The following is a 25,053-nucleotide window of genomic DNA, read 5'->3' on the forward strand; positions in this document are numbered from 1 at the left end:
GTTTGCGCCAAATGGGGGCGGTGGCGGTATCGCGTCACCCCGTCGAGGGTGAAATGGAGGGTGAAGTTCCCTGCCACTAGGTCGTGCGTGCTAGCCAGCCAGATGCTCCTTGCGTTAGACCGGGCACACGGTCGAGTGAAATCTTTCGGACTGCGGTGGCGCAGTTCGCATGGGGGGGCGTCGTGGCTAAAACATCTCCGCGGTCGACTGTGAGCGCATCCGCGCGGCGGCGTCCTACGAGATCGACTGCGCTGCGCCGGTGGATCAGCATGGTGATGACTCTGCTGATCGCGGTGTTCGGCGCAGGAGCGGTGGCCGCACCGGTTGCGGCCGCGCCGGCAGCGCCGGACGTCTCGCAGTCCACCGAGGAGCCGGCCGACGAACAGTCGAGCCCGCCCGGGGGCTCCGACGAGTCGAGTACCGCCGCAGACCCGACGACGTCCGAGGACACGGAGTCGACAGACCCCGCACCCGAGGACACAACGACGACCGAGCCCACACCGGAGGAGACCCCCTCTCCCGGCCTCGAAGAGTCACCGAGTACGGACGCCACGACGAGCGACGAGACGACTAGCGCAAAGAGCACCCCGGAAGACGCCGAAGGCGCTGAGGCCGAGCAGCCGGGTGCGGACGCCGGAGTCATAGCTCCGCTGTCAACCAGCCCCGGGACATCGTGGATCCGGACTGAGAACACGTTCTACGCCTACGTCGCTGCCGGAGAGAACCTCGACATCAGCTTCGCCAAGCATGCGGACGGCAACAACGACACCGACGCGGATGTGACGGTCCGTGGTCCGGGTGGTGTGATGGAGACCTGTACGGCACTGGCTGCCGACGGAGCCGACAGCGGCTGCTCATGGACCGACTTGAGTTCGGGCACGCCGGGCATCTGGCAGATCGACTTCACTCCCGTGGGCGAGACCTCCGACTTCTACGACTGGACGATCGACGTCCAGGACGGATCGGGCACGATTTCCGGACGGGTCTACTCGGAGCGCTACGGGATCTCGCAGCGGTCGGCGGAGACCTCCGGGGTGACGCTGTGGTACGTCAGTGAGCAGGGCTTCCAGTACCGGGCCGACTACAACAACTACAACGGGATCAACTCGAGCTTCGCCTCGAACGCCACAGGCGTCGCCGAGATCGACACGTGCGTCTCCGCCTACCGGAGCATGCAATCGGACGTGGGGCAGTACTCCGACGCCTCAAGCCTCTGGGTCCCGCCCCCAGGTGAGTGCGGTGACCCGTACAAGATCTTCTTCGAGACTCCCTCGACCTCGCTGCCGGCCACCGCCGAGCTGTGGGACGGCACCACCCAATGGCTTCAGCCGCCCGTGACTCGGCCCACGCTCGACAACCTCGCCTTCACCCGGAACAGCCCGAGCACCTCGGCGGGCGAGTTCACCTTCGACGTCGCCGACTTCACGGGTCAGCTCACCATCCTGATCGACGCCAACGACGACGGTGACTACACCGACGCGGTGGACACCACAGTGCCCGCGGCCGTCACCCAGGACGGCACCGTCACGGTGGCGTTCGACGGCCTCGACGGCCAGGGCGACCCCATTTCCTCGACCGAGGCGATCAACGCGCGGGTGGCGATCACCCAGGCCGGTGAGATCCACTTCGTCAACGGTGACGTGGAGACCCGGGACGGACTACAGGTCGAAGCGCTCAACGGGCCGGGCGTCGGGTCGTCCACCCTGTACTGGGACGACACCGACCTCGAAACCGACGGACGCATCTGTCAGACACCGGAGCTGGACGGCACCGCCGGCGTGGACAGCGCCGGTGGTGTACACGGCTGGCCCTGCAGCCCCACCGCGGGGAACCAGAACGACGGCGAGAGCGGCTCCTGGGGCGACACCCGGAACATCGACGACTGGACGTACCAAGCCGTCGACGTGTCCGACGAGGCCGCGATCCCCGGCGCGGGGCTGCCGTCGCCGTACCCGCAGTGTGTGGGGACTGCCTTCATGGTGATCAACGACCCCTCGGATTGGTATGACGTCGACCTCGTCACCGGAGAGCCGGGGCTGCTGGAGGACGATCTGGGCGGCGCCGACGACATCAGGGTTAACGCGATCGGCTACAGCATGGTGGACGATCGGGTGTACGGCATCGATCTGACAGCCACCTCGCCTGTCGAGCGGACTGGGTACGTGGTCGTGATCGGGGCCGATGGGGCCGCACAACGCATCGGCCCTGTCGACGGTCTCGCAGGTGCCGGCTTCGTGAACACGGGTGACGTCTCGCCTGACGGCACGCTCTATGCCACCGCGGGCTCCGGCGGCACGACGATCTGGGCGATCGACGTCGACCCGAACAGTCCGGACTTCTTGACGATGTCGACCGTCACCCGTAAAGACACCGATGGCGACGCCGGGGGCACCGACATCGGGTCCGACTGGGCGTTCGGTCCCGACGGCGTGCTCTACTCGATCAGAAACGATGGGAGCCTCGTCACTGTCGACCCGGCCACCGGCGAGGTGGACCTCGTCGGACCGATCGACGGGCTCTCCGGCGGCGGTGGGGCACAGTTCTTCGACGGTGAAGGCTTCATGTACGTGTACGGCTCCGGCGTGCTGTATCGCGCCGATCTCGACGCGCTGGAAGCGACCGAGTTCGGCACGGGCCCGTCCGTCACCGAGGCGGATGGCGCGCGTTGCCCCCTGGCGCCGCTCCCGGTCGACTTCGGTGACGCCCCGGACGGCTACGGCACGCTGCTGGCCGACGACGGGCCGCGGCACGCCATCCCCGGATACGACGTCGACGCCAACACGGCGCCGCTGATGCTCGGGTCATCGATCGACATCGAGGACGACGGGCAGCCGAACGCTGACGCCACCGGCGACGACGCGAACGGTACCGCCGCCGAAGACGGTGTCGGGAGCCCGATACAGGTCACGGCAGGGCAGACAACCACCGTCACCGTCTCGGCGACGAACAACACCGGAGACCCAGCCACGCTCGTCGGTTGGATCGATCTTGACGGAAGCGGCACGTTCGACGACGGGGAGTCGGTTGTCGAGCCCGTACTCGCGAACTCCGGCACCGACGAGTATGACCTTGTCTTCCCCGCCGCGAGCACGGGTGCCGATAGCTACGCCCGGTTCCGCCTGTTTCCAGGAACCGTCGCTGACGCTGATGCCTCGCCTACTGGGCCAGCCGCCGCCGGCGAGGTCGAGGACTACACGGTCGAGATGCTGCCGGCACCCCCGATCTTCCTCGGCTGCTCCAACCTCGTGACGTTCGACGAGGACAACGCGGGTTGGCGCGCGGCCACGACGGTTCGTGGCGACGAGATCCAGATGCAGCCGCAGCCGGTCGAGTGGGGTGCCGACGCCGGTAATCCGGGTGGCGGACTGATCGAGGACGACCTGGACGGCCAGTGGACCGAGCTGTGGACGCCCGAGCTTGCGGCCAACGGCTACACAACGGACTACTCGTTCGCCATCGGCGAGTCGCTCCAGTTCGACTACCGCAACAACACCGGCATCGACGTCGACGTCTACGTGGGGATCGTTGGAGCGAACGGCTCGTACTACTGGTACAACTTCCGGCCACAGATCGCGGACGCCACCCAGTGGACCCGGGTGATCGTGCCGATCGATGCGTCGCAGTGGCACACCCAGTTCAACAACGCCACCGGACCGTACGGACCGGCGCCGACGGCGGCGGCGTTCGAAGCAGCGATCGCGAACGTGGATCGCTTCACCTTCTCGATCGAAGGCCAGACCGGGCCCGACCGTACGGCGTTCGACAACTTCGGTCAGCCGTGCGACGACCGCGGCGACGCTCCGGCATCTTACGGAACACTCCTCTCAGACGATGGCCCGTCCCACCGAGCCATCGGCTACGACGAGGACGCGAACACGGCGCCGGTGATGCTCGGCTCGGCGATTGACATCGAGGACGACGGGCAACCGAATGCTGACGCCACCGGCGACGACGCGAACAACGCCGCTGACGAGGACGGTGTCGCGTTCAACCCGGCGCTCGGGTATCCGAACGCCACCCTGCGGACGGGCGTCGACCCGACGTCGCTCCAGCAGATCGAGAACACCCTCGAGGTCGAGGCATCGGCGGACGGGTTCGTGTCGGTGTGGGTGGACTGGAACATCGACGGGGACTTCGACGATGCCGGGGAGCAGGTCGCTTCCGCGGAAGCGGTCACGGCCGGCGTGAACGACATCACGTTCGCCCAAGGCACCAACCCGCCCGACATCGAGACCTACGTACGGGTCCGGTACAGCACCGACGACACGGCGATCGCCGATCCGACCGGCCCGGCGCCCGACGGCGAGGTCGAGGACTACCAGGTCCTCATCGAACGTCTCGTGCAGCCAGACGTGTGTGTCGACACTGGCAACGAGTACTACGCCTTCACCTTCAATCCTCCTGCCCCTGCCGATCTCGAGGGCACCGGAGGGCCGGGCAGCTCGGTGCGATTCCGTGACGTCGCCGTGGTCGAGGGCGTGCCGGTCGATCTCTTCATCGAGACGATCTCCGGGACGATGAACGCGAACCAGGCGCCGCCGAACGGCTACCGGAGCGGCGACGGAATCAGCTTCGGCGCCGATGACGCCCAGTGGCAGGTCGCTACCGACGCGGTGCTCCGGTACGCCTTCTACGAGGCCGGGACCAACAATCCGACGCCCGTGAACGCGGTCTTCACCGTCAACGACATGGACGACCATGGCGGTGGGAGGCTTGAGAGCGCCACCTTCTCGGCGGCGGACCTCGCCAGCTACGCCGTGACCCAGGGCAGCGCCGTCACCATCACGGAGACCGGCGGGAACGTCGAGTTCACCGGAAACGCGAACTCGGCGGGAGCCCCGGAAAGCAGGTTCCAGGTCGTCCTCGAAGGTGTCGACACGATGGACGTCGGCTGGACCGGCTTCGGCGGATCTGGGTACGGGTTCGACGGCGACAAGGACCTGGCGCTCGACCCGGCATGTGAGGACTTCGGCGACGCGCCCGACACGTACAGCACGACGCTGGCCGACGACGGGCCGCGGCACACCATCGTGCCGGGTCTGCTCCTCGGCAGCGAGATCGACTTCGACGCGGACGGCCAGCCCGGCCCGGACGCTGACGCCGACGACTCGGACCGCCTCGCCGACGAGGACGGCGTCGCGGACGAGGTCGTCGTGACCGTCGGCGACGAGACGACCGTGACGGTGTCCGCGACGAACACCACCGCGGACGACGCCACGTTGGCTGGGTGGATCGACCTGGACGGCAGCGGCACGTTCGATGCCGGTGAGCTGGTCACCGTGGCCGTTCCCGCGGGATCGGGTACCGCCGACTACGACCTCACGTTCCCCGCCGGCACCACGTCGGCGGACACGTTCGCGCGGTTCCGGTTGTTCCCCGGCACGGTGGCGGACGCCGACGCGTCGCCGGTCGGGCCGGCGGCTGCTGGTGAGGTCGAGGACTATCCCGTCACGGCGGTGCCGTTGCCGCCGTTCCAGTGTGGGACCAACGCGCCCGGCATCTTGTTCCAGCGGGAGCCGGTCACGGCGTTTGCCATCGAGATGGTGACAGGTGAGGACGAGGTCATCGCGCCCGACTTTCACGAGAACAACATCAACGCGATCGGGTACAACGTCCTCGACGACTACGTCTACGGATGGGACATCCGCGACGGCTATATGGTCCGCGTCGGTAGCGACGGCAATGTCGAACCCCTCGATGTTCCGACAGGTGATTACACCGGTGACGGCTATTCGATCATCGGTGACGTCGACGACAACGGCCATTACTGGTTCGTCTCCGATGGTCGCTTGTACCAGGTCGACCTGGATTCCACGTCGCCGGACTTCATGTCGGTGCTGCACGCTCAGGACTACACCGGCGGGACCTTGGTCGCTGCTGACTGGGCCTACGTGCCCGGTACCGACGCCCTCTATGGCATCGGTACGAATGCGAACGGCGACCGGACCCTGGTTCGGTTCGACCGCACGACCCACACGTTCACGACGGAGGGCGTGCTCACCGGTGACGTGGCCGCAGGTGGCGCGATGTACGCCGACGCGGACGGCTTCCTGTACGTCTCCAACAACGGCAACGGCGTCATCAGGCGGGTCGACATCGACAACCTGACCATGACGAAGTTCACCGAAGGGCCGGCGTCGGGCAACAACGACGGCGCTCGCTGCCCCAGCCCGATCTACACCGACTACGGAGACGCCCCGAACGACTACGACACCGAGCTCGGCGATGACGGTCCCCGTCACGGGATCCCGGATTATGACGAGGCCGCCGGCACGGCCCCGTTGATGCTGGGCGCGACGGTCGACTTCGAGACCGACGGTCAGCCTTCGTCGGCCGCTGATGGTGACGCCGCTGACGAGGACGGTGTCGCGGACGCGATCGAGGTGGAGCCGGGGTTGGAGACCACGGTGTCGGTCTCGGCGACCAACAACACCGGTGAGGCCGCCACGTTGGCTGGGTGGATCGACCTCGACGGCAGCGGCACGTTCGATGCCGGTGAGCTGATCACCGCGACCGTTCCGGCGGGATCGGGTACGGCTGACTACGACCTCACTTTCCCGGTGGGTACCACGACGGCGGACACGTTCGCGCGGTTCCGGTTGTTCCCCGGCACGGTGGCCGACGCCGACGCCCTGCCCACTGGGCCGGCGGCGGCTGGTGAGGTCGAGGACTATCCGGTCACGGTCCTGGAGCGTGAGCTCGAGATTGAGAAGACGTCGGACGCGACGGAGGACGCGCGTCCGGGTGATGTGGTGACGTACACGGTCACGGCGAGGAACACCGGTACGGCGGACTACACCACCGAGAACCCGGCGGTCGTGCTGGACGACCTGTCGGGGGTGCTCGACGACGCCGCCTACAACAACGATGCCCAGGCATCCGATGGGCCGGCGCCGTCGTACGCCGACCCCCTGATCAGCTGGGTGGGTGAGCTGCCGGCGGGGCAGGCGGTGACGATCGAGTACACCGTGACCCTGGCCACCGGTGGTGACGGCGAGGTGCGCAACGTCGCGTTCGGCCCGGAATGTGACCCGGCCGATGCGGATTGCGACACCACGACGCCGGAGTGCGACCCGCCGCAGGACGGCGTGGACCCGGACACCGGTCTGCCGTGCGCGGAGACGGAGCTGCTGCTCCCGCACCTGGAGCACACCAAGGTCGCCGACACCACCGAGCTGCCGGAGGACGGCGGCGTGGTGAACTACACCATCACGGTGGAGAACGTCGGCCCGGGCGTGTTCACCGCCACGGCACCCGGCACGCTCACTGACGACCTGTCGGCGGTGCTGGACGACGGGACCTACAACGGTGACGTGTCGGTCGATGTCGGCGCCGTGACGTTCGACCAGGCCGGCGAGTCGATCGAGTGGGAGGGCGCGCTCGGTGTCACGGACACCGCGACCATCACCTACTCGGTGACCTACGACTCCTCCACCGGTGACAACCGGCTGGTCAACGTGGCCTGCGTCCCGGCCGAGCTGGCTGTCGACCCGGCGGACCCGTGCCGCTCGGTGCGGATCCCGGGTTCGGAGCTGCAGGACCGCAAGACCGTGAACCCGGCCTCGGGGACCTCGGTGGTCGCCGGCCAGGACGTCACCTACACCCTGTACTTCGAGAACACCGGAGAGGCCGACGCCACCGTCGACACCTTCGACGACATCTCGGACGTGCTGGACGACGCGACGCTGTCGGGCGGACCGACGACGTCGGACCCGGCGTTGACGGCGGTGCTCAACGGTGACCAGATCGACATCACCGGCACCGTGCCGGTGGGTGCGACGTACACCGTCGAGTACACGGTCACGGTCGACGCGTTCGCCGATCAGGGCGACCACGTCCTGGGCAACGTGCTCGGCGGCGAGGAGGGCTGCCCCGAGGTTGATCCGACGTGCCGCACGACCAACCCGGTCCGGCACCTGAGCGTGGAGAAGACCTCGGACGCCGCGGCGGACGTCAACACGGGCGACACGGTGGAGTACACCGTCACCGTGACCAACGACGGCGAGGGTGACTACACCGCCCAGACCCCCGCGGTCGCGCAGGACGACTTGACCGGGGTGCTGGACGACGCGACCTACAACGGTGATGCGTCGGCGTCGGCCGGGACGGTGTCGTACGCGGCACCGGTGCTGACCTGGACCGGTGCCCTGGCCGCCGGCGACAGCGAGACGTTCACCTACACCGTGAGCGTCACCAATGCCGGTGACCACATCATGGAGAACGTCGCGGGCCCGGTGTGCTCGGACCCGGAGATCTGCGACCCGCCGGTGACGGTGGTGACCGAGCTGCCGCACATCGTGCCCGACAAGTCCTCCAACCCGGCGTCGGGTGAGGAGCTGCTCGCCGGTGACGTGGTGACCTACACCCTCAGCTGGACCAACGATGGCGAGGCCGAGGGCCCGGTGGACTCCACCGACGACCTGTCCGACATCCTCGACGACGGCGACGTGACCTCCGAGCCGGTGTCCTCCGACCCGGCGGTCACCGCGGTGCGCAATGGCGACGAGATCCGGGTCACCGGGCTGCTCCAGCCGGGTCAGAGCGTCACGGTCGTCTACGAGGTCACGATCAAGGCGGACGGCGAACGCGGCGACAACATCGCGGGCAACGTCCTGACCCCGGACGTGCCCCCGCAGGTGTGTGCGGACGACGCGGAGGACTGCGAGGAGTTCCCGCCGCCGACCACGGAGCACCCGATCGGTGAGCTCGAGGACTGGAAGAGCGTGGACCCGGCCTCCGGTGGGACCGTGCAGCCGGGTGAGGAGGTCACCTACACGCTGTCCTTCGAGAACACCGGGGAGGCGGATGTGCCGGTCGACCGCGACGACGTCCTGACCCAGGTCCTCGATGACGCGACGCTGACCACGACCGCGGCCAGCTCGGACCCCGCGCTGACGGTCTCGCAGCTCACCGGCGAGCGGTTCACGATCACCGGCACCCTGACACCGGGCCAGGTGGTCACGGTGACCTACACCGTGACGGTGAACGCGGACGGTGACCGTGGTGACGACCGGCTCGGCAACTTCCTGGTCCCGACCGGGCAGGAGCCGCCCGAGGAGTGCGAACCCGCGGACGACGAGCGTGCCGACTGCACGGTCAACCACGTCTCCAACGTGGTCCCGTCCAAGACGGCCGACCCAGAGTCGGGCACCGAGGTCGACCCGGGCCAGGACGTGACCTACACGCTCACGTTCGACAACGTCTCGACCAACCCGGACGCGGCGGCCGCGCCGATCGGGTACACCGACCACCTCGGTGACGTCCTGGACGACGCCGAGCTGACCGACGGGCCGGTGTCCTCCAGCTCCGACGTGGACGTCACCACCGAGGACGAGGCGATCCTGATCACCGGGGCGGTCGCGTCGGGCGAGACGGTCACGGTGACCTACACGGTGACCGTGGACGAGTACGAGGGCCAGGACGACCATCACCTGGGCAACGTGCTCGCCGTCACCGGGGAGGACCCGGTCTGCGCCGAGGACTCCGACCTGTGCACCTCGCACGACCTGGTGCCCCCACCGGCCGACCCCGACCAGCCCCCGTCCCTGCCCGACACCGGCACCGACGCCTGGATCTACGCCAGCGCCGCGATCCTGCTCACCCTCACAGGTGCCCTGATCCTGACCACCCGGCGCCGGAACGCCGACTGAGGCGATCACCAGACCGGGCCTGCCCTGCCACCGGCCCCCGTGGTGGCGGGGCAGGCCCGTCGCCGGTGATACGCAACCTGCATCGGGTCAGGCCGCGCGGCGCAACCGTAGCGAGTTGGTCACCACGATGACCGAGCTGGCAGCCATCGCGGCGCCGGCGATCATCGGGTTGAGCAGCCCGAGCGCCGCGAGGGGCAGAGCGGCGACGTTGTAGGCGAAGGCCCAAAAGAGGTTCTGCTTGATGGTCCGCAAGGTCCTCCGGGAGATGCGGATCGCCGTCGGCACGGCGCGCAGGTCACCTCGGACCAACGTGATGTCACTGGCCTCGATGGCGACGTCGGTCCCGGTACCCATGGCCAGCCCGAGCCCCCGGCTGCCCGCCTGGGCGAGGGCGGCGGCGTCGTTGACCCCGTCGCCGACCATGCCGACCACCCGGCCCTGTTCCTGCAGCCGGGCCACGACGTCGAGCTTGTCCTCAGGCAGGACCTCGGCGATCACGTGCTCGGGCGCGATGCCGACCTCGGCGGCGACCCGTTCGGCGGCGGCGCGGTTGTCCCCGGTGAGCAGGTGCGGGGTGATGCCGAGAGATCGCAGGTCGGCAACGGCCGCTGCGGAGCTCGGCTTGACCTCGTCGCGCAGCGCCAGCACGCCGCGGGCGCGGCCGTCCCAGGCGACCACGACCGTCGTCGCGCCGTCCGACTCCGCCCGGGCGTGCAGCCGGCCCACCTGCCCGTCCGGGCCCGCACCGGTGACTCCCTGCTCGGCCAGCCACGACGGCCGGCCGACGAGGACCACCGCCGACGTGCCGCCGTCTGGCTGGTCGTCGCCGTCGTGCACGGCGGCCGTGACCCCGCGGCCGGCGTGGTTGGCGAAGTCGGACGCGCGGGGGAGTGCGCCGTCATCGGCGGCCGCCGCCTCGGTGATCGCCCGGGCGATCGGGTGCTCGCTGCCGGACTCCGCGGCTCCGGCGAGTCGCAGGACCAGGTCGCGGGGGGCGCCGTCGGGCTCGTCGCCGTCGGGGACCAGGACGTCGGCGAGCCGCATCCGGCCCTCGGTGACCGTGCCGGTCTTGTCGAGAACCATCGTGTCGATCTGGCGGGTGGACTCGAGGATCTCCGGGCCCTTGATGACGATGCCGAGCTGCGACGCCCGGCCGCTGCCCACGAGCAGGGCCGTCGGGGTGGCCAGGCCGAGCGCGCACGGGCAGGCGATGATGAGGACGGCGACGGCGGCGGTGAACGCGGCCTGCAGCGGGTTGCCGAGCAGCAGCCAGACGGCGAACGTCGCGACGGCGATCACCAGGACCACCGGCACGAAGACGGCGGAGATCCGGTCCGCGAGCCGCTGCACCGGGGCCTTCCCGGTCTGCGCCTGGCTGACCAGCCGGCCGATCTGCGCCAGCGTGGTCTCCTCACCGACGCGGGTGGCGCGCACGAGCAGGGACCCGGAGGCGTTGACGCCTCCGCCGGTCACCTCGTCGCCCTCGGCGACATCGACCGGGACGGGCTCGCCGGTCAGCAGCGAGGTGTCGACGGCGGAGCTGCCCTCGACGACGACGCCGTCGGTGGCGACCTTCTCGCCCGGGCGGACGGCGAAGAGGTCTCCGACGGCGAGCGCGGTGGTGGCCACGCGCTCCTCGGTGCGGCGGCCGCCGTCGTCGATCCGGACTCGGGTGACGTCCTTCGCGCCGAGCTGGAGCAGCGAGCGCAACGCGTTACCGGCCCGGCGACGCGAGCGGGACTCGGCGTAGCGCCCGGCGAGCAGGAACGTCGAGACGACGGTGGCGACCTCGAGGTAGAGCTCGGGCGTGCCGCCGGGTTCCGCGCGGGCCGGTAGGAGGGTGAACTCCATCCGCATGCCGATCTCGCCGGCACCGCCGAGGGTGATCGCCCAGAACGACCACAGCGTCGCGGCGGCCACGCCGAGGGAGACGAGCGTGTCCATGGTCGACGCGCCGTGCCGGGCGGCCTTCGCGGCGGAGCGGTGGAACGGCCAGGCACCCCAAGTCACGACCGGCAGGGCGAGCAGCAGCACGACCCACTGCCAGGCCGGGAACTGCAGCGCGGGGACCATGGACAGCAGGACCACCGGCACCGTGAGGACGGCGGACACCTTCAGGCGACGGCGCAGGTCGTCGGCCCGGTCGGTGGCGCCGGTGTCCTCGCCGCCGTGGGTGTGATCCACTGCCGGCTCGTCGCCGGCGCCCCCAGGGGCGTCGTCCGGGTGGGCGGCGTCGTCGTGGTGGTCGGTTTCGAGACCACGGGTGCGGGTCACCCGGCCGGAGTAGCCGGCCGCGCTGACGGCGTCGACCAGCTGGTCGACGTCGACCTGCTCGGCCAGGCTGACGTGCGCGGACTCGGTGGCGAGATTGACGGTGGCCTGCGCGCCGGGAACCTTGTTGAGCTTCTTCTCCACGCGTGCCACGCACGACGCGCAGGTCATCCCGTCGACGGCGAGGTCGACCTCGAGCAGGTTCGGCGGGTGGTTCGTGGACGTGGACATGCTCGCTCAGGCCTCGCGGCGGATGCCGGTGACGGCGTAGCCGGCCTCGTCGACGGCGGCGCGGACGGCGTCGTCGTCCAGGACGCCGTCGGAGACGACGGTCACCGGGGACACGCTGCCGGCGTTGAGCTCGACGGACACGTCCTTCACGCTCGGCAGGCCCTCGAGCTCGGAGCTGACGTGGGCGACGCAGTTCCCGCAGGTCATGCCCTGGACGTCGACGACGGTGGTGCGGGCGGTCTCGGTAGTCATGTCTCTCCCTGGTGGGTCGTATCGCTGTCGGGTGGGACGGTCAGGAACGGACGAGGCGCGCGATGGCGTCGGCGGCCTCGGTGACCTTCTCCTGACCCTCTTCCTCGGAGGAGCGGGCGGCGTCGACGACGCAGTGGCCCAGGTGGTCCTCGACCAGTCCGATGCCGACCGCCTGGAGCGCCTTGGTGACCGCCGAAATCTGGGTGAGGACGTCGATGCAGTAGGTGTCCTCGTCGACCATGCGGGCGATGCCGCGGACCTGCCCCTCGATCCGGCGCAGCCGGCGGGCGTAGTCCTCCTTGGTGCCGCTGTAACCCGGCATGACGTCCTCCGTCTCAGTGCTTTCGTACGTGCTCGCGTACGCGACCGATAGGTCGTAGATGTGCCAACATCATACCCCTTGGGGGTATTCCGTGCGGGGCGTCAGCTGTGCCCCGGCGGGGCCGATCGCGGTGCTGTGGACAGGTTTTCGGCCGGGACCCGCGCGCCCAGGGTCGAGCGCGCCGATGAGGCGGTATTCAGGCGCTCCGCTTCGGGGCGCCTACTCCTCGGCCTCGTCCAGCTTCTCGCGCATCCAGTCCGGGATGTTCTCCGCCTCGCGCGGGTAGCGCTTCAGGTCCTCGGTGTAGTCGCCGGGCTCCGGCGGCTTGGTCCACTTCTGCTCGCTGGAGCGGTCGATATTGAGGGTCAGCTTGCCGCCGCGCTCCAGGGTGACGAGCGCCGCGAGCCACGTGCCCTTGCCCTCCTCGTAGCTGGCCTGCCGGATCTCGGCCATGGCTCGGCCGACATCGGCAGGCAGCCCGGTCAGGGCCTTCTGGTTGCCCTCCTCGTCCGTGTAGGCCGCAACGATCTCTCCGCGCTTGCCGATCATGCGAGCGAGCACCCGTGCACGGGTCCAGCCCGCGGGCGCGGCGTTGACGAGGCCCTGGGCGACCCGCTGGAGCTGAGGGGCGTGTCTGGTCATCGGGTTGGCGCTGGCGTCGGCACCCTCCGGCACGTCGAGCTTCGGCGTCCCGACCGTCGGCGCTCCGCCGGAGGTGACCGGGGGAACCACCGACGTGCCGCCGTCAGCCTTGGCCGCGTGGTCGCGGGCCTTCTCGAGCTGGGACGGCCGCGCCCAGGAGCGCGGGACCCGTTGCGCGTACGTGGTCTCGCTCAGCTCGGGCAGCGCGACCGTCTTCTCGTAGACGCCGACGTCGAGCTTGTCCATGCCGAGACGCTCGGCCGCCAGCGCGTCATGGAGCAGGGAAGTGATGTGCGCGACCTGCTCGCCCTCGGCGTTCGGGCCCTGGTCGACGATGCGCACCGGGACGCCCCGCCACTTCGCCGTGGCGTGCATCTCGAAGATCTCGACGGCGTCGTCGGCGGGGATGCGCTTGGCCCACACCCCCGCATCCGTGCGGGTGAAGTCCTTGCCCTCCGGCTCGACGTGGGTGACGAGCGTGATGACGGTGGGCCTGCCGTCCTCGTCCGTGGTGACGTCGGCCGCGTAGGTACCGGCCTCGGTCTTGGCCACGTGTCCGACGAGCTTCGACGGCGGAACGGCACGGAAGGCGTCGTCTTCCAGGTGGTTCTGCCAGCCGAAGGCGACCCCGTGGTAGCTGCCGATCAGCTGCGGTTCCTCGCCGTCGGACGTGAAGCGCCACAGGCGCGAGCCGGACGGCAGGCGGGTGTGCTCCACCCAGGACAGCGGGACCACGGCGTCCTCCGCCGTCGTGAACCCGGTACCGGTGAAGGGTGGACGCTCGATGAAGGTTCCGCCGGTCGCCTTGCGGCTCTCCTCGTCCACGCCGCCCGTCGCCGGAACGACGACCGCGGTCGGTGAGGTGGGCAGGTGCAGGATGTCGATCGGCCCCTCGGGGGAGAAGGGCGTGCCGTCGAAGTCGAGCCCGTGGAGCTCGAAGAGCCCTGCGGTCGTGGTCACCTCGGCAGCGTCGGCCGCGGGCACCACGTATCCGGCGACCCGGTCGAGCCCTCGGCCGAGATATGCGGCGGACATCTGCGGTGTGACGGCCTTCTGCAGGATGGTGCTCATGGGAAGAGGTGACATCTCCGGTCGGTTGCGGGCGTCTGCCTCGACCCTATGTCGTGCCGGGCCCGGGCGTGACGTTGCGTGCGGGGCTCTACGGTGTCCCCCATGCGACTCGGCGTTCTCGACATCGGCTCGAACACCGTCCACCTGCTCGTCGTCGACGCGGCGCCGGACGCCCGGCCCGCTCCCGCCGTCGACGAACGGTCCACCGTCCGGCTGATGCGGTACGTCGACGATGACGGCGCCATCAGCGCGGAGGGCGTAGAGGCGCTCGGCAACGCCGTTCGCAAGGCGCTCAAGGCCGCCAAGAAGCACGGCGTCGACGAGGTCATCGGCCTGGCGACGTCGGCCATCCGAGAGGCGACCAACGGCACGTCGGTGCTGGAGGAGCTCTCCGCCGTCGCCGGCGTCAAGCTTCAGGTCCTCAGCGGTGCGGCAGAGGCGGAGCTGACCTTTCTGGCGGCCCGCCGGTGGCACGGCTGGGCGGCGGGTCGGCTCCTGGTGCTCGACATCGGCGGCGGCTCCTTCGAGGTGGCGCAGGGCCTGGACGAGACTCCCGAGTACGCCGTCTCGGTGCCGCTCGGCGCCGCCCGGCTCACGAGGCAGTTCCTGGCGTCCGACCCCCCGAACGACAAGCAGCTGGACGAGCTCAAGAGCCACGTGAAGAAGCAGCTCGCGCCCGTCGCCAAGGAGCTCGCCGCGATGCCGTCGGCCGACCACGTCGTCGCGACCTCGAAGACGTTCCGGTCGCTGGCGCGGCTCGCCGGCCACCAGGTCGCCGTCGTCGGGCCGGAGGAGCGCCGGCGGATGCGGCTGGACGGCCTGCGCGACTGGACCCCGCGCCTGGCGAAGATCCCCGCCGAGCAGCGCATGGAGCTCCCCGGCATCACCGCGGAACGGACGTACCAGATCGTGGCAGGTGCCGTGGTGGCGCAGCGGGCCATGAAGTCCTTCGGGATCAACGAGCTCGAGATCTGCCCCTGGGCGCTGCGCGAGGGCGTCATCCTGCGCCGTATGGAACGGCTCTGAAGATCTGTCTTCGTGCCGAGAGAAGGTGCGCCGTCGTGGCCCGGCTACCGGCGTGCTGTCACACGGCGCGGTAGGGGTCCGGGACGCCGACGAACTCGACTGGGACGTCCTCGAGGAAGGTGCGCAACCAGCGCGCGCACTCGTCCATGCCGGCCGCCTCGGACTGCGCGTGACCGACGACGATCATGCCCTTGCCGAGCCCGAGGGCCGCGGCGTCCGTCACGTACTGGCCGATCTCCCACTCGTGCCCCTCACCGATGATCAGCACGTCCGCGTTCGCCAGGCCGCCGCGGTTACGTGCGAAACCGACGAAGCCGGGCTGGACGCTCACCCGAGCGAGAGACACCGGCAGCTCGGGATCGCCGACGACGCGCAGGGCTGAGGCGCCCAGAGCGCCTCCGACGTTCTCGGCCAGGTCGCCGAGCGTGGTCTGCGCGGTGCCGTTCGCCCCCTCGGGCGGGGCGACGTCGGCACGTTCCTGCAGCGACGCGAGCACACCGGTCAGGACTCCGTCCGGGTTGCGGTCGTGCCAGCCGTCGTGGAAGCGCCAGACGACGAGTCCGTGCTCGACGAGGAACTCTCGTTTGGCCAGGTATACGGGGTCCTGGTCCGCCTCGAGCGCGGAGTGGTCGCCGAGGTGGTCGTAGAACAGCGGCTCGTGCGAGATCACCAGGTTGCAGCCGCGGTCGACCGCGCCGCGCAGGGCGTCCAGGGTCGGCATCATGACGGTCGCGACGCCACTGACGGGTGCGTCGGGGTCGCCGGCGACGAACCCGTCGACGGTGTTCTCCCGTGGCGGTGCGCTGGCCTCGGCCAGCAGGCGGTCGGTGATCTCGCGAGCGGTCAGCATGGATCGATCCTGCCTCCTGGTCGGCCAGCGGTCATCTGCTGGGTGAGGGGCCTAGGTCACATATGCGGTGGCTCACGGCGGGTCCGCCGCTCGACGCGGATCGTGCGCACCCGGGCGATGACGAACCAGGCGAGGCCGAGCACGACGGCGACGAGGACTGTCTTCGAGAAGGTCCCGACGTAGGACTCCACCACGTGCCACTGCTCGCCGAGCCAGTAGCCGGCAAGGATCAGCGCGGTGTTCCAGACCGCGGAGCCGGCGAGCGTCAGCGCCGTGAACAGCAGCAGTGGCATCCGCGTGACACCGGCCGGGATGGAGATCAGCGAGCGGAAGATCGGGATCATCCGCCCGAAGAACACGGTCGAGCGCCCATGCCGGTCGAACCACGCCTCGGTGCGGTCGACGTCCTCGATCTTGACCAGCGGCAGCCAGTGCATGATCGCCCGGGTCCGCCGTCGTCCCAGCAGGGCACCGACGGCATACAGCATCCAGGCGCCGACGACGGAACCGCCGGTGCACCACAGGATCACCTCGACCAGCCCGAGGTCGCCCCGTGACGCCGTGAACCCCGCGAGCGGCAGGATCACCTCGCTGGGCAACGGGGGGAAGAGGTTCTCGAGCGCGATGAGCAGCGCGGCACCGAGGCCGCCGAGGCTCTCCATGACGCTCACCGCCCAGCCGGCTACGCCGTCGAGGGTCGTCTCTTCTGCGGAGGAGGCACTGAGGAGCAAGGGGGTCACGGGGCACAACGGTACGTGCGGGCGCAGCGGTCCCGGTGATGGTCAGGAGGTGGCCGGCGGCAGAGTCGTGGCAGGTACCCGTGCGGAATGGCATCATTGCGGGCCCTGCGCGGCTCCGCGCGACCTGGCAGAAGGAGACCCCGTGGCACGCATGCCCGCCGCCGAGGTCGATGTCGACGCCGCCCTCGTCCGGCGGCTGCTGATCGACCAGCATCCCGACCTCGCGGAGCTGCCGCTCGAGCTGGCCAACAACGGCTGGGACAACGTGGTGTGGCGCCTCGGTGAGGACCTGGCCGTGCGGGTGCCGCGCCGCGCCGTCGCCGCAGGCCTCATCGAGAACGAGCAGCGGTGGCTGCCCGAGATCGCCGGACGGGTCCGGGCCGCTGTGCCGGTTGCCCTCCCGGTGCCGGTGCGCGTCGGCCGCCCGACGGCGGACTGTCCCTGGCCCTGGTCCGTCGTGCCGTGGGTGGCCGGGGTCTCGGCCGCGACGGTCCCGGTGCGTAGCCGGGCTGTCGTCGCGGAGCCGCTGGCCGCCGTCGTCCGCGCCATGCACGTCCCAGCGCCCGCGGACGCGCCGTACAACGCCGTGCGCGCCGATCCGCTGATCACCCGTGACGAGCCCGTCCGCAGCCGGCTGGCGGGCGGCGGCGTGCCGCGGGCCGCACAGGTCGAGGCGCTGTGGACGGAGCTGGCGGCCACCGAGGCCTGGTCCGGCCCGCCGACCTGGCTGCACGGCGACCTGCATCCGCACAACCTCGTCCTGGACGACGACGCCGGCCTGGCCGCCGCAGGGTCCGATGTCGACGGCTCTTCTCCCTCCGCTCGTTCCTCGCTCGGGCTCGTCGCCGCAGGGTCCGATGTCGACGGCTCTTCTCCCTCCGCTCGTTCCTCGCTCGGGCTCGTCGCCGCAGGGTCCGATGTCGACGGCTCTTCTCCCTCCGCTCGTTCCTCGCTCGGGCTCGTCGCCGTCGTGGACTTCGGGGACATGACGGCCGGCGATCCGGCCACCGATCTGGCGACAGCGTGGCTCACCTTCGACGCCGCCGGCCGCAAGACCTTCCGTGGCTGTCTCGACGGGCTCTACGACGATGCCACCTGGCGGCGCGCCCGGGGTTGGGCGTTGAGCATGGCAACGGCGATGGTCACCATGTCCGACGACGAGCCGATCATCGCCCGCGTGGGTCGCGAGACGCTCGATCAGGTCCTGGCCGGCTGAGGGTCTGCGCCGCCCCTCCCCGCGGCGAGTCGTCATTCGTGTGCCGAGTCCACAGTCACTTGTGTGCTGAGTCGTCACTCGTGCGGTGACATGTCATCGCTGCATGTTGGGCCCGGCCGGGGGCCACGAAGGTCGGTGGCCCGGTGCATGCGTCCGCGGTCGCTGACGCCGACCTCAGCGACGCCGAACAGGTCGTGGTCGGCGTGGTGCCGGTGAAGGGTCGCCATGTCAGTGGGTCGTACTAGTGTTCGATGCATGGTCGACGACGCAGCTACCACCGCCCCGGGCAAGGCGCCCGGATCCTCTGGTGCTGCCACCTCCAGCACCGGCGGCAAGCAGCCAGAACCGGCTGCGGCCGTGGCCCGGGTCGGTATCGAGGAGGTCTCCGGCTGGCGAGACCGGCTGGCGTCGATGGACCGCGACCTCACCGACGAAGAGCGCATCGACCTGCTGCGGGCGCTGGAGGAGGCCACCGGGTCGATCGCGGCCGCCCAGGCCAAGCTGTCCGCCGACCTCGATGCTTCTGTGCGTGAGGAGCGCCAACGAGCCGGGGTTCCGGCCGACCAGCGAGGGGCCGGGATTGCCGCCCAGATCGCGCTGGCCCGGCGGGTCTCCCCCTCCCGCGGCGCCCGCCAACTCGGCCTGGCCAAGGTCCTGGACGGGGAGATGCCCCACACCTTGACCGCCCTGACCAACGGACGACTCAGCGAGTGGCGCGCCACCCTCTTGGCTCGGGAGACCGCCTGCCTGACCCTGGAGCATCGCCGCGAGATCGACGAGGAGCTCTGCGCCGACCCCAGCACCATCGAGGGCTGGGGAGACCGGCGCCTGGCCGGCGAGGCCCGGGCGCTGAGCAGCGAGCTCGAGCCCGAAGCCCTGGTCCGCCGCGCCAAGAAGGCTGAGAAGGACCGCCGCGTCACCCTGCGGCCCGCGCCGGAGACCATGACTCAGCTGACCGGACTGCTGCCGGTGACACAGGGCGTCGCCGTCTATGCCGCCCTGAAGCGCCACGCCGACACTGCCCGCTCCAACGGGGACGACCGCAGTCGAGGACAAGTCATGGCCGACACCCTCGTCGAACGCGTCACCGGACAGTCCCGGGCCGACCACGTCCCCCTCCAGGTCCATCTCATCATGACCGAGGGCACCCTCCTCGACGGCGGCGCCGACCCCGCCGTCATCCCCGACCACGGCACCATCCCCGCCGGCCGGGCCCGCGACCTCATCACCAGCACCCTCACTACCGGCAGCGCCGGCGCGACCGACGACGGCAGCGGCAGCGCGACCGATGGTGACGTGGCGGGCGACGACAGAGACGCGGACGGCACGACGAGAACGGCCTGCACCAAGAGAACCGCGGGCACCAAGAGAACCGCCGGCGGCAGTGTTGGTGGTGTCGGGGTGTGGCTGCGGCGCCTGTTCACCGATCCCGCCGGCAACGCCCTGGTCGCGATGGAATCAACCGCCCGGCGAGCACCCGCCGGCCTGGCCCGCTACATCACCATCCGGGACCAGACCTGCCGCACCCCCTGGTGCGACGCCCCCATCCGACACATCGACCACGTGCACCCGCACGCCCGCGGCGGAGCCACCGAGGCCAGCAACCTCGAAGGACTCTGCGAAGCCTGCAACTACGCCAAACAAGCACCCCGATGGACCACCCGAGCCAGCCCCGAGGACACAGAGAACGCGGAGAACACCGACGCTGCTGACAGGAGGAGACCGCCGAGTACTGCAGGACCGCCCGGCACAACCGGGCCACCGGTCACCACCATCACGCCCACCGGGCACTCCTACACGACCCGACCTCCAGCGCCTCCGGGAGCAAGGAGCCGGCGAGACGCGAGCCGAACAAGCACAACCGGCAGCACGAAAGCCGATACACCCGCCCGGACCAAACGCACCCGCCGACGCACCGACGCGGCCTGAGGCGCCTTAGCTGCGGACCAGCCGATATCGGGCGAGCACCGGCCGCGGCAGCAACCGCATGAGGCGCAGGCGCTTTCGGAGCGGCGGCCGCCCGGTGAAGGGTCCGTCGTCGCGGGCGGACCTGCTCAGGGCAGAGGCGTCGGTACTGGCAAAGTCATAGACGAGCAGTGTCCCGCCCGGGCGCAGCACGCGGGCGATCTCGGCCACCGCGGCGGCCTGGTCCGGCCAGTGGTGCATGCTCAGCGTGGAGACCGCCACGTCGAAGGAGGCGTCCGCATAGGGCAGCGCCGAGACGTCACCGACGTCCACGGCGATCCCGGTTCCGGCGGTGTTGCGGCGGGCGACGGCCACCATGTCCGGCGAGATGTCGATGCCGGTCAGCTCGAGGGCTGGTGCGATGTGGTGCAGCTCGAAGAGGACTCTCCCGGTGCCGGCACCGATGTCGAGCACCGACGCGTCGTGCCGAGCAGACGCTGCCGGGGCTCCCTCTGCGGCGGTCCGCTGAACGTCGGACGCGACACGGCGGTACAGGCCACGCGCGAGTCGGCCGGAGGTGCGGTCGTAGAACGTGGCGCTGATTCCCATGTCACCAGACTCGCCATGGCCATGGCCATGGCCGTGCCCGTGCTCGCCCGACCCGCGGCCATGCCCGAGAGGCACGCGGCCGCCCAGTCGGCGAAGAATGCCCTCCCTCGTCACGACGCTCAGTTTTCCAGGTGGCGGACCAGCTGGTCGGCCAGCCCCGTGTACGTTCCCGGCTCGAGGGCGAGCAACCGCTGCTCGACGTCGTTCGGCAGGCCGAGTCCGGAGACGAACTCGCGCATCGCGGGTCCGTCCACCCGGCGGCCGCGGGTGAGCTCCTTCAGTCGCTCGTACGGGTTCGCCATCCCCGTGGCGCCGGCTACCGAGGCGGCACGCATCGCCGACTGCACGGCCTCGCCCAACACCTCCCAGTTCTGGTCGAGGTCCCTCGCCAGGGTGGCCTCGTCGACGTCGAGGCCGGCGAGCCCTCGTCGGACGTTCTCCAGGGCGAGCAACGAGTGGCCGAACGCGGTGCCGATGTTGCGCTGCGTGCTCGAGTCCGTCAGGTCGCGCTGGAGGCGCGAGGTGACGAGCGTGGCGGCGAGCGTGTCCAGCAGCGCGCAGGAGATCTCCAGGTTCGCCTCGGCGTTCTCGAAGCGGATCGGGTTGACCTTGTGTGGCATGGTCGAGGAACCGGTGGAGCCCTGCGCCGACAGCCGCTGCCGGAAGTAGCCGAGCGAGATGTAGGACCACACATCGGTGGCGAGGTTGTGCAGCACCCGGTTGAAGCGGGCGACGTCGGCGTACAGCTCCGCCTGCCAGTCGTGGGACTCGATCTGGGTGGTCAGCGGGTTCCACGTCAGACCGAGATGCTGGACGAAGGTCCGCGAGACCTCCTCCCAGTCCGTACCCGGGACCGCCACGGCGTGTGCTCCATACGTCCCGGTCGCGCCGTTGATCTTGCCGAGATACTCGCCCCCGGCGATCCGGCGCAGCTGGCGGCGCAACCGCGCCGTCAGCACCGCGAGCTCTTTGCCGAGCGTCACCGGCGTCGCCGGCTGCCCGTGGGTCCGGGCCAGCATCGGGACGGCCGCGTACCGGCGGGCCATGTCGGCCAGATCGTCGACGACGGCACTCGCCGCGGGCAGCCACGCCGCCGTGACGGCGCCCTTGACCAGCAACGCATAGGCGAGATTGTTGATGTCCTCACTGGTGCAGAAGATGTGGACAATCTCGCCCACGCCGTTCCCTCCGAGCGCGGTCCCCTTTCCCAGTACCGACGGGGCCGCGTCGAGGCGGCGTCGCAGGAAGTACTCCACGGCCTTGACGTCATGCAGGGTCTCCCGCTCGATCTCGGCCAGCTCGGCGATCTCGTCCGCCCCGAACGAGTCGACGACGGCGCGCAGGTACTCCTTCTCGGCGTCGCTGAGCATCGGTGCACCGGGGAGCGCGCCGGTGTCGGTCAGGTGGATCAGCCACTCGATCTCGACGTGCAGACGCGCCCGGTTGAGCGCCGCCTCGGAGAGGTGGTCGACCAGGGGCGCGACGACGGGCCGGTATCGGCCGTCGAGGGCGCCGAGGGTGATGGACGGGGTTACGGTGGCGAGATCGACGCGCGCAGGCATGGGGGCATCATCCCATCCGGCCCGCGACCGCAGAGACCTTGACCTTCGCGATCCGGTTGGTTATGCCTGAGCCGGGCGGCGACTCGACGCCGTCGTCGACCGAGAGGACGAGCATTGGCGAACACGCCGGGGGCAGAGCCGTGGACGGACGCTGACAGCGCACGCCTCGCGGCCTGCCGTGTCCACATCGAGCTCCAGACGGGTCGCCCCGTGACGCCTCCGCTCGAGCTCGCGGTCAGCTTCCGTCCCACCTTCAGCACCGACGAGATCATGATGGCGGCCGGACCGTTCGACCTCTTCAACTTCCAGCCCGTCGGGAACGGCAGCTACCAGCGCGGCGGCGGCCTGTTCCTCGGCACGGGCCCCATCGGGCTCGCCGCCACCGGCGTCTTCGCAGCCGCTCGCTTCGCGGGCAACCGCTCGCGCAAGAAGCGCGCAGAGGCCGACGCCGTCCCACGCTGGGTGCAGGTCGACACCGGCCAGCTTATCGTCTCGGATCGGGGTTTCTACCTCGAGACCCGCAGCGGTCTCCACTCGTGGAACTACGACGACATCAACCAGGTGGAGATGGCCGCTCCGAGCCACCTGATCATGGCCGGTACCTCGGCCAACGGCCCCGTACGGTGGATCATCCGCTCCGACTGGGCGGAGCTGATCTTCGTCCTCTGGGTCAACCGGTTCGCTCCCCGGCACCCGCAGCTGGCCGACGGCAGCTGGCTGCCACCCGGCTGGGTCGAGCACGTCCGCACCCACGGGCACGCCGGTCCGATCGAGGCGTCGCGTGGAGTCCTCGGCCAGTGACTGGGCGGCATGAGGCCAGGTCTCGGCCCGCGTGAGGCAGAACCGGGCTCACGATGGGACGCTGACCCCGAGATGCCAGCTGCGCGTCCTTCGCGCTGAGACCAGGAGGTGCCCGTGTCCGAGTCGCCCCGCCAGCTCGTGATCGTCCGTCACGGCGAGACCGAGTGGAGCCTGTCCGGGCAGCACACCGGACTCTCCGACATACCGCTCACGCCTCGCGGGGAGGAGCAGGCGCGCGACCTGCTCGACAACGTCGGCCAGCGTGACTTCGCTGCCGTGCTCGTCAGCCCGCGCCAGCGCGCCTGGCGCACCGCGGAGCTGGCCGGCATCGAGGAGTTCGACATCGTCGACGAGCTCGCCGAGTGGGACTACGGCGACCTGGACGGCCTGACGACCGCGGAGTACGTCTCCCAGCTCGAGGACGCCGGGCTCGGGCCGTGGAACCTCTGGAGGGACGGCGCTCCCAACGGGGAGCACGCGGACGCCGTCGGCGCCCGGGTGGACCGGGTGATCGAGCGGGTCCGGCCGGTGCTTCTCGACGACGGCGACGGGACCGGCGACGTGCTCGTCGTCGCCCACAGCCATCTGCTCTGCGTCTTCGTGGCCCGCTGGCTCGGCCTGCCCGCCGCCGAGGGGGAGGGCTTCCTCCTCGACGCCGCCCACCGCAGCGTCCTGACGTTCAAGCGCGGCCGTCCGGTCATCAAGTACTGGAACGTCCCACCCACCCGTTGACGGCCGCCGGCGCCGGTGCCGCGCCCGGCCGGAACAGAACTCGCATTCGGGCTCCCGCTCGAGCAGAACCTGTGGTGAGGTGGGCCCATGGCCAAGGCGAGCACGCCGTCGGTCGAGCTCGACGTCGGCGGGCGGACCGTGCGCATCTCCAACCCGGACCGGGTCTACTTCCCGGGCCCGGGGCACACCAAGCTGGACCTGGCGCGGTACTACCTCGCTGTCGGGGACGGCGTCGTGAACGCTCTCCGCGAGCGACCGTGCATGCTGCACCGCTACCCCGAGGGCATCACCGGCGAGAAGGTCCACCAGAAGCGCCTCCCGCGCGGGGCCCCGGACTGGATGGAGACCGTCCGGGTGCGCTTCCCGCGGTACAACCGCACCGCCGACGAGCTGTGCGTGACCGAGCTCGCCCAGGTGATCTGGGCCGTGCAGATGTCCACGGTCGAGTTCCACCCCTGGAACAGCCGCCGGACGGACGTCGAGTGCCCGGACGAGTGGCGCATCGACCTCGACCCGGGTGACACCTGCACGTTCGCCACCGTGCGGCGCGTCGCCGCCGTCGTCCGGGAGGTCCTCGACGAGCTCGACGCCACCGGATTTCCCAAGACGACCGGCGGCAGCGGTCTGCACGTGTACGTCCGGATCAAGCCCGAGCACGGCTTCCACGACGTGCGCCGGGCCGCGCTGGCGTTCGCCCGGGAGGTCGAGCGCCGCAACCCGGAGGACGCCACCACGACGTGGTGGCGCAAGGACCGCGACCCGGCCAAGGTCTTCGTCGACTTCAACCAGAACGCCCGTGACCACACCATCGCGTGTGCCTACTCCGTGCGCGGGACACGGGACGCTACCGTCTCCGCGCCGCTGACCTGGGGCGAGGTTCCCGACTGCGAGCCCGGTGACTTCACCGTCGCGACCATGCCCGACCGGTACGCCGAGGTGGGCGACCTGCACGCCGGTATCGACGACGCCGTCTTCGACATCGCGCCCCTGCTGGAGTGGGCCGAGCGGGATGAGACCGAGGGCGAGGAGGCTCCGCCGTCGCCCGATTGAGGCGCGGCCCCGGCCGCCGGCACCTCCGTACGAGTCACCTTTCGCGGGCGGATTCCGTCGAGCCCTTGACTCGAACGCAATGGCTCCGCTTCCGCCCGCGGTCCTCGGTCTCAGGCCGACCGC

The 25,053-nt window shown here is 70.2% G+C and carries 15 protein-coding genes; 7 read left to right on the forward strand and 8 right to left on the reverse strand.

From position 1 onward, the window contains the following. Positions 1-269 precede the first annotated feature (269 nt). Positions 270-9,650, forward strand: coding sequence for a DUF7927 domain-containing protein (locus tag ABD907_RS13510; protein ID WP_345216777.1), 9,381 nt, complete (start codon positions 270-272; stop codon positions 9,648-9,650). Between the two features lie 87 nt (positions 9,651-9,737). On the opposite strand, the gene ABD907_RS13515 is transcribed toward ABD907_RS13510, so the two are convergent. The 4 genes from ABD907_RS13515 to ABD907_RS13530 form a co-directional block, all read right to left on the reverse strand. Next, a complete protein-coding gene (locus tag ABD907_RS13515) occupies positions 9,738-12,152 on the reverse strand; it encodes a heavy metal translocating P-type ATPase (RefSeq protein ID WP_345216778.1) in 2,415 nt (804 codons plus the stop codon). A 6-nt stretch (positions 12,153-12,158) separates the two neighbouring features. Beyond that, on the reverse strand, positions 12,159-12,404 hold the full coding sequence (locus ABD907_RS13520) for a heavy-metal-associated domain-containing protein (RefSeq protein WP_345216779.1): 246 nt from the start codon (positions 12,402-12,404) through the stop codon (positions 12,159-12,161). A 40-nt stretch (positions 12,405-12,444) separates the two neighbouring features. Next, the gene (locus ABD907_RS13525; RefSeq protein ID WP_345216780.1) at positions 12,445-12,726 is read right to left on the reverse strand and encodes a metal-sensitive transcriptional regulator; all 282 of its coding nucleotides are present in this window, start codon (positions 12,724-12,726) and stop codon (positions 12,445-12,447) included. A gap of 219 nt (positions 12,727-12,945) precedes the next feature. After that, positions 12,946-14,439 carry a hypothetical protein gene (locus ABD907_RS13530; protein WP_345216781.1) on the reverse strand — a complete coding sequence of 498 codons (1,494 nt, stop codon included), beginning with the start codon at positions 14,437-14,439 and terminating at the stop codon, positions 12,946-12,948. A 102-nt stretch (positions 14,440-14,541) separates the two neighbouring features. Here ABD907_RS13530 and ABD907_RS13535 point away from each other — a divergent pair, with 102 nt between their 5' ends. Continuing rightward, positions 14,542-15,465 carry a Ppx/GppA phosphatase family protein gene (locus ABD907_RS13535; RefSeq protein WP_345216782.1) on the forward strand — a complete coding sequence of 308 codons (924 nt, stop codon included), beginning with the start codon at positions 14,542-14,544 and terminating at the stop codon, positions 15,463-15,465. Between the two features lie 58 nt (positions 15,466-15,523). On the opposite strand, the gene ABD907_RS13540 is transcribed toward ABD907_RS13535, so the two are convergent. Continuing rightward, complete coding sequence (locus tag ABD907_RS13540; RefSeq protein WP_345216783.1) at positions 15,524-16,315, reverse strand: Nif3-like dinuclear metal center hexameric protein; 792 nt, start codon at positions 16,313-16,315, stop codon at positions 15,524-15,526. 56 nt (positions 16,316-16,371) lie between these two features. Then, positions 16,372-17,055 carry a DedA family protein gene (locus ABD907_RS13545; RefSeq protein ID WP_345216784.1) on the reverse strand — a complete coding sequence of 228 codons (684 nt, stop codon included), beginning with the start codon at positions 17,053-17,055 and terminating at the stop codon, positions 16,372-16,374. Between the two features lie 151 nt (positions 17,056-17,206). On the opposite strand from ABD907_RS13545, the gene ABD907_RS13550 reads away from it, so the two are divergent. Then, the gene (locus tag ABD907_RS13550) at positions 17,207-18,271 is read left to right on the forward strand and encodes an aminoglycoside phosphotransferase family protein (protein ID WP_345216872.1); all 1,065 of its coding nucleotides are present in this window, start codon (positions 17,207-17,209) and stop codon (positions 18,269-18,271) included. A gap of 255 nt (positions 18,272-18,526) precedes the next feature. Beyond that, complete coding sequence (locus ABD907_RS13555; RefSeq protein WP_345216785.1) at positions 18,527-20,200, forward strand: HNH endonuclease; 1,674 nt, start codon at positions 18,527-18,529, stop codon at positions 20,198-20,200. 6 nt (positions 20,201-20,206) lie between these two features. On the opposite strand, the gene ABD907_RS13560 is transcribed toward ABD907_RS13555, so the two are convergent. Both ABD907_RS13560 and purB read right to left on the reverse strand, forming a co-directional pair. Next, positions 20,207-20,785 carry a class I SAM-dependent methyltransferase gene (locus tag ABD907_RS13560; protein ID WP_345216786.1) on the reverse strand — a complete coding sequence of 193 codons (579 nt, stop codon included), beginning with the start codon at positions 20,783-20,785 and terminating at the stop codon, positions 20,207-20,209. A gap of 119 nt (positions 20,786-20,904) precedes the next feature. Further along, on the reverse strand, positions 20,905-22,347 hold the full coding sequence (gene purB / locus ABD907_RS13565; RefSeq protein WP_345216787.1) for an adenylosuccinate lyase: 1,443 nt from the start codon (positions 22,345-22,347) through the stop codon (positions 20,905-20,907). Positions 22,348-22,557: 210 nt separating this feature from the next. Here purB and ABD907_RS13570 point away from each other — a divergent pair, with 210 nt between their 5' ends. The 3 genes from ABD907_RS13570 to ligD all read left to right on the forward strand — a co-directional run bounded on the left by ABD907_RS13570 (position 22,558) and on the right by ligD (position 24,930). Beyond that, complete coding sequence (locus tag ABD907_RS13570; RefSeq protein ID WP_345216788.1) at positions 22,558-23,148, forward strand: hypothetical protein; 591 nt, start codon at positions 22,558-22,560, stop codon at positions 23,146-23,148. A gap of 114 nt (positions 23,149-23,262) precedes the next feature. Continuing rightward, positions 23,263-23,880: a histidine phosphatase family protein gene (locus tag ABD907_RS13575; RefSeq protein WP_345216789.1), complete on the forward strand. Its 618-nt coding sequence runs from the start codon at positions 23,263-23,265 to the stop codon at positions 23,878-23,880. An 87-nt stretch (positions 23,881-23,967) separates the two neighbouring features. After that, complete coding sequence (gene ligD, locus ABD907_RS13580) at positions 23,968-24,930, forward strand: non-homologous end-joining DNA ligase (RefSeq protein ID WP_345216790.1); 963 nt, start codon at positions 23,968-23,970, stop codon at positions 24,928-24,930. Positions 24,931-25,053 lie beyond the last annotated feature (123 nt).

The organism is Georgenia halophila (assembly GCF_039541595.1).

Bases quoted from the DNA above. Each gene is read 5' to 3' on its own strand.
- ABD907_RS13525 (WP_345216780.1), bottom strand. From the start codon at position 12,726: ATGCCGGGTTACAGCGGCACCAAGGAGGACTACGCCCGCCGGCTGCGC.
- ABD907_RS13555 (WP_345216785.1), top strand. From the start codon at position 18,527: ATGGTCGACGACGCAGCTACCACCGCCCCGGGCAAGGCGCCCGGATCC.
- ABD907_RS13560 (WP_345216786.1), bottom strand. From the start codon at position 20,785: ATGGGAATCAGCGCCACGTTCTACGACCGCACCTCCGGCCGACTCGCG.
- purB (WP_345216787.1), bottom strand. From the start codon at position 22,347: ATGCCTGCGCGCGTCGATCTCGCCACCGTAACCCCGTCCATCACCCTC.
- ABD907_RS13520 (WP_345216779.1), bottom strand. From the start codon at position 12,404: ATGACTACCGAGACCGCCCGCACCACCGTCGTCGACGTCCAGGGCATG.
- ABD907_RS13515 (WP_345216778.1), bottom strand. From the start codon at position 12,152: ATGTCCACGTCCACGAACCACCCGCCGAACCTGCTCGAGGTCGACCTC.
- ABD907_RS13550 (WP_345216872.1), top strand. From the start codon at position 17,207: ATGCCCGCCGCCGAGGTCGATGTCGACGCCGCCCTCGTCCGGCGGCTG.
- ABD907_RS13535 (WP_345216782.1), top strand. From the start codon at position 14,542: ATGCGACTCGGCGTTCTCGACATCGGCTCGAACACCGTCCACCTGCTC.
- ABD907_RS13510 (WP_345216777.1), top strand. From the start codon at position 270: ATGGTGATGACTCTGCTGATCGCGGTGTTCGGCGCAGGAGCGGTGGCC.
- ligD (WP_345216790.1), top strand. From the start codon at position 23,968: ATGGCCAAGGCGAGCACGCCGTCGGTCGAGCTCGACGTCGGCGGGCGG.
- ABD907_RS13540 (WP_345216783.1), bottom strand. From the start codon at position 16,315: ATGCTGACCGCTCGCGAGATCACCGACCGCCTGCTGGCCGAGGCCAGC.
- ABD907_RS13530 (WP_345216781.1), bottom strand. From the start codon at position 14,439: ATGAGCACCATCCTGCAGAAGGCCGTCACACCGCAGATGTCCGCCGCA.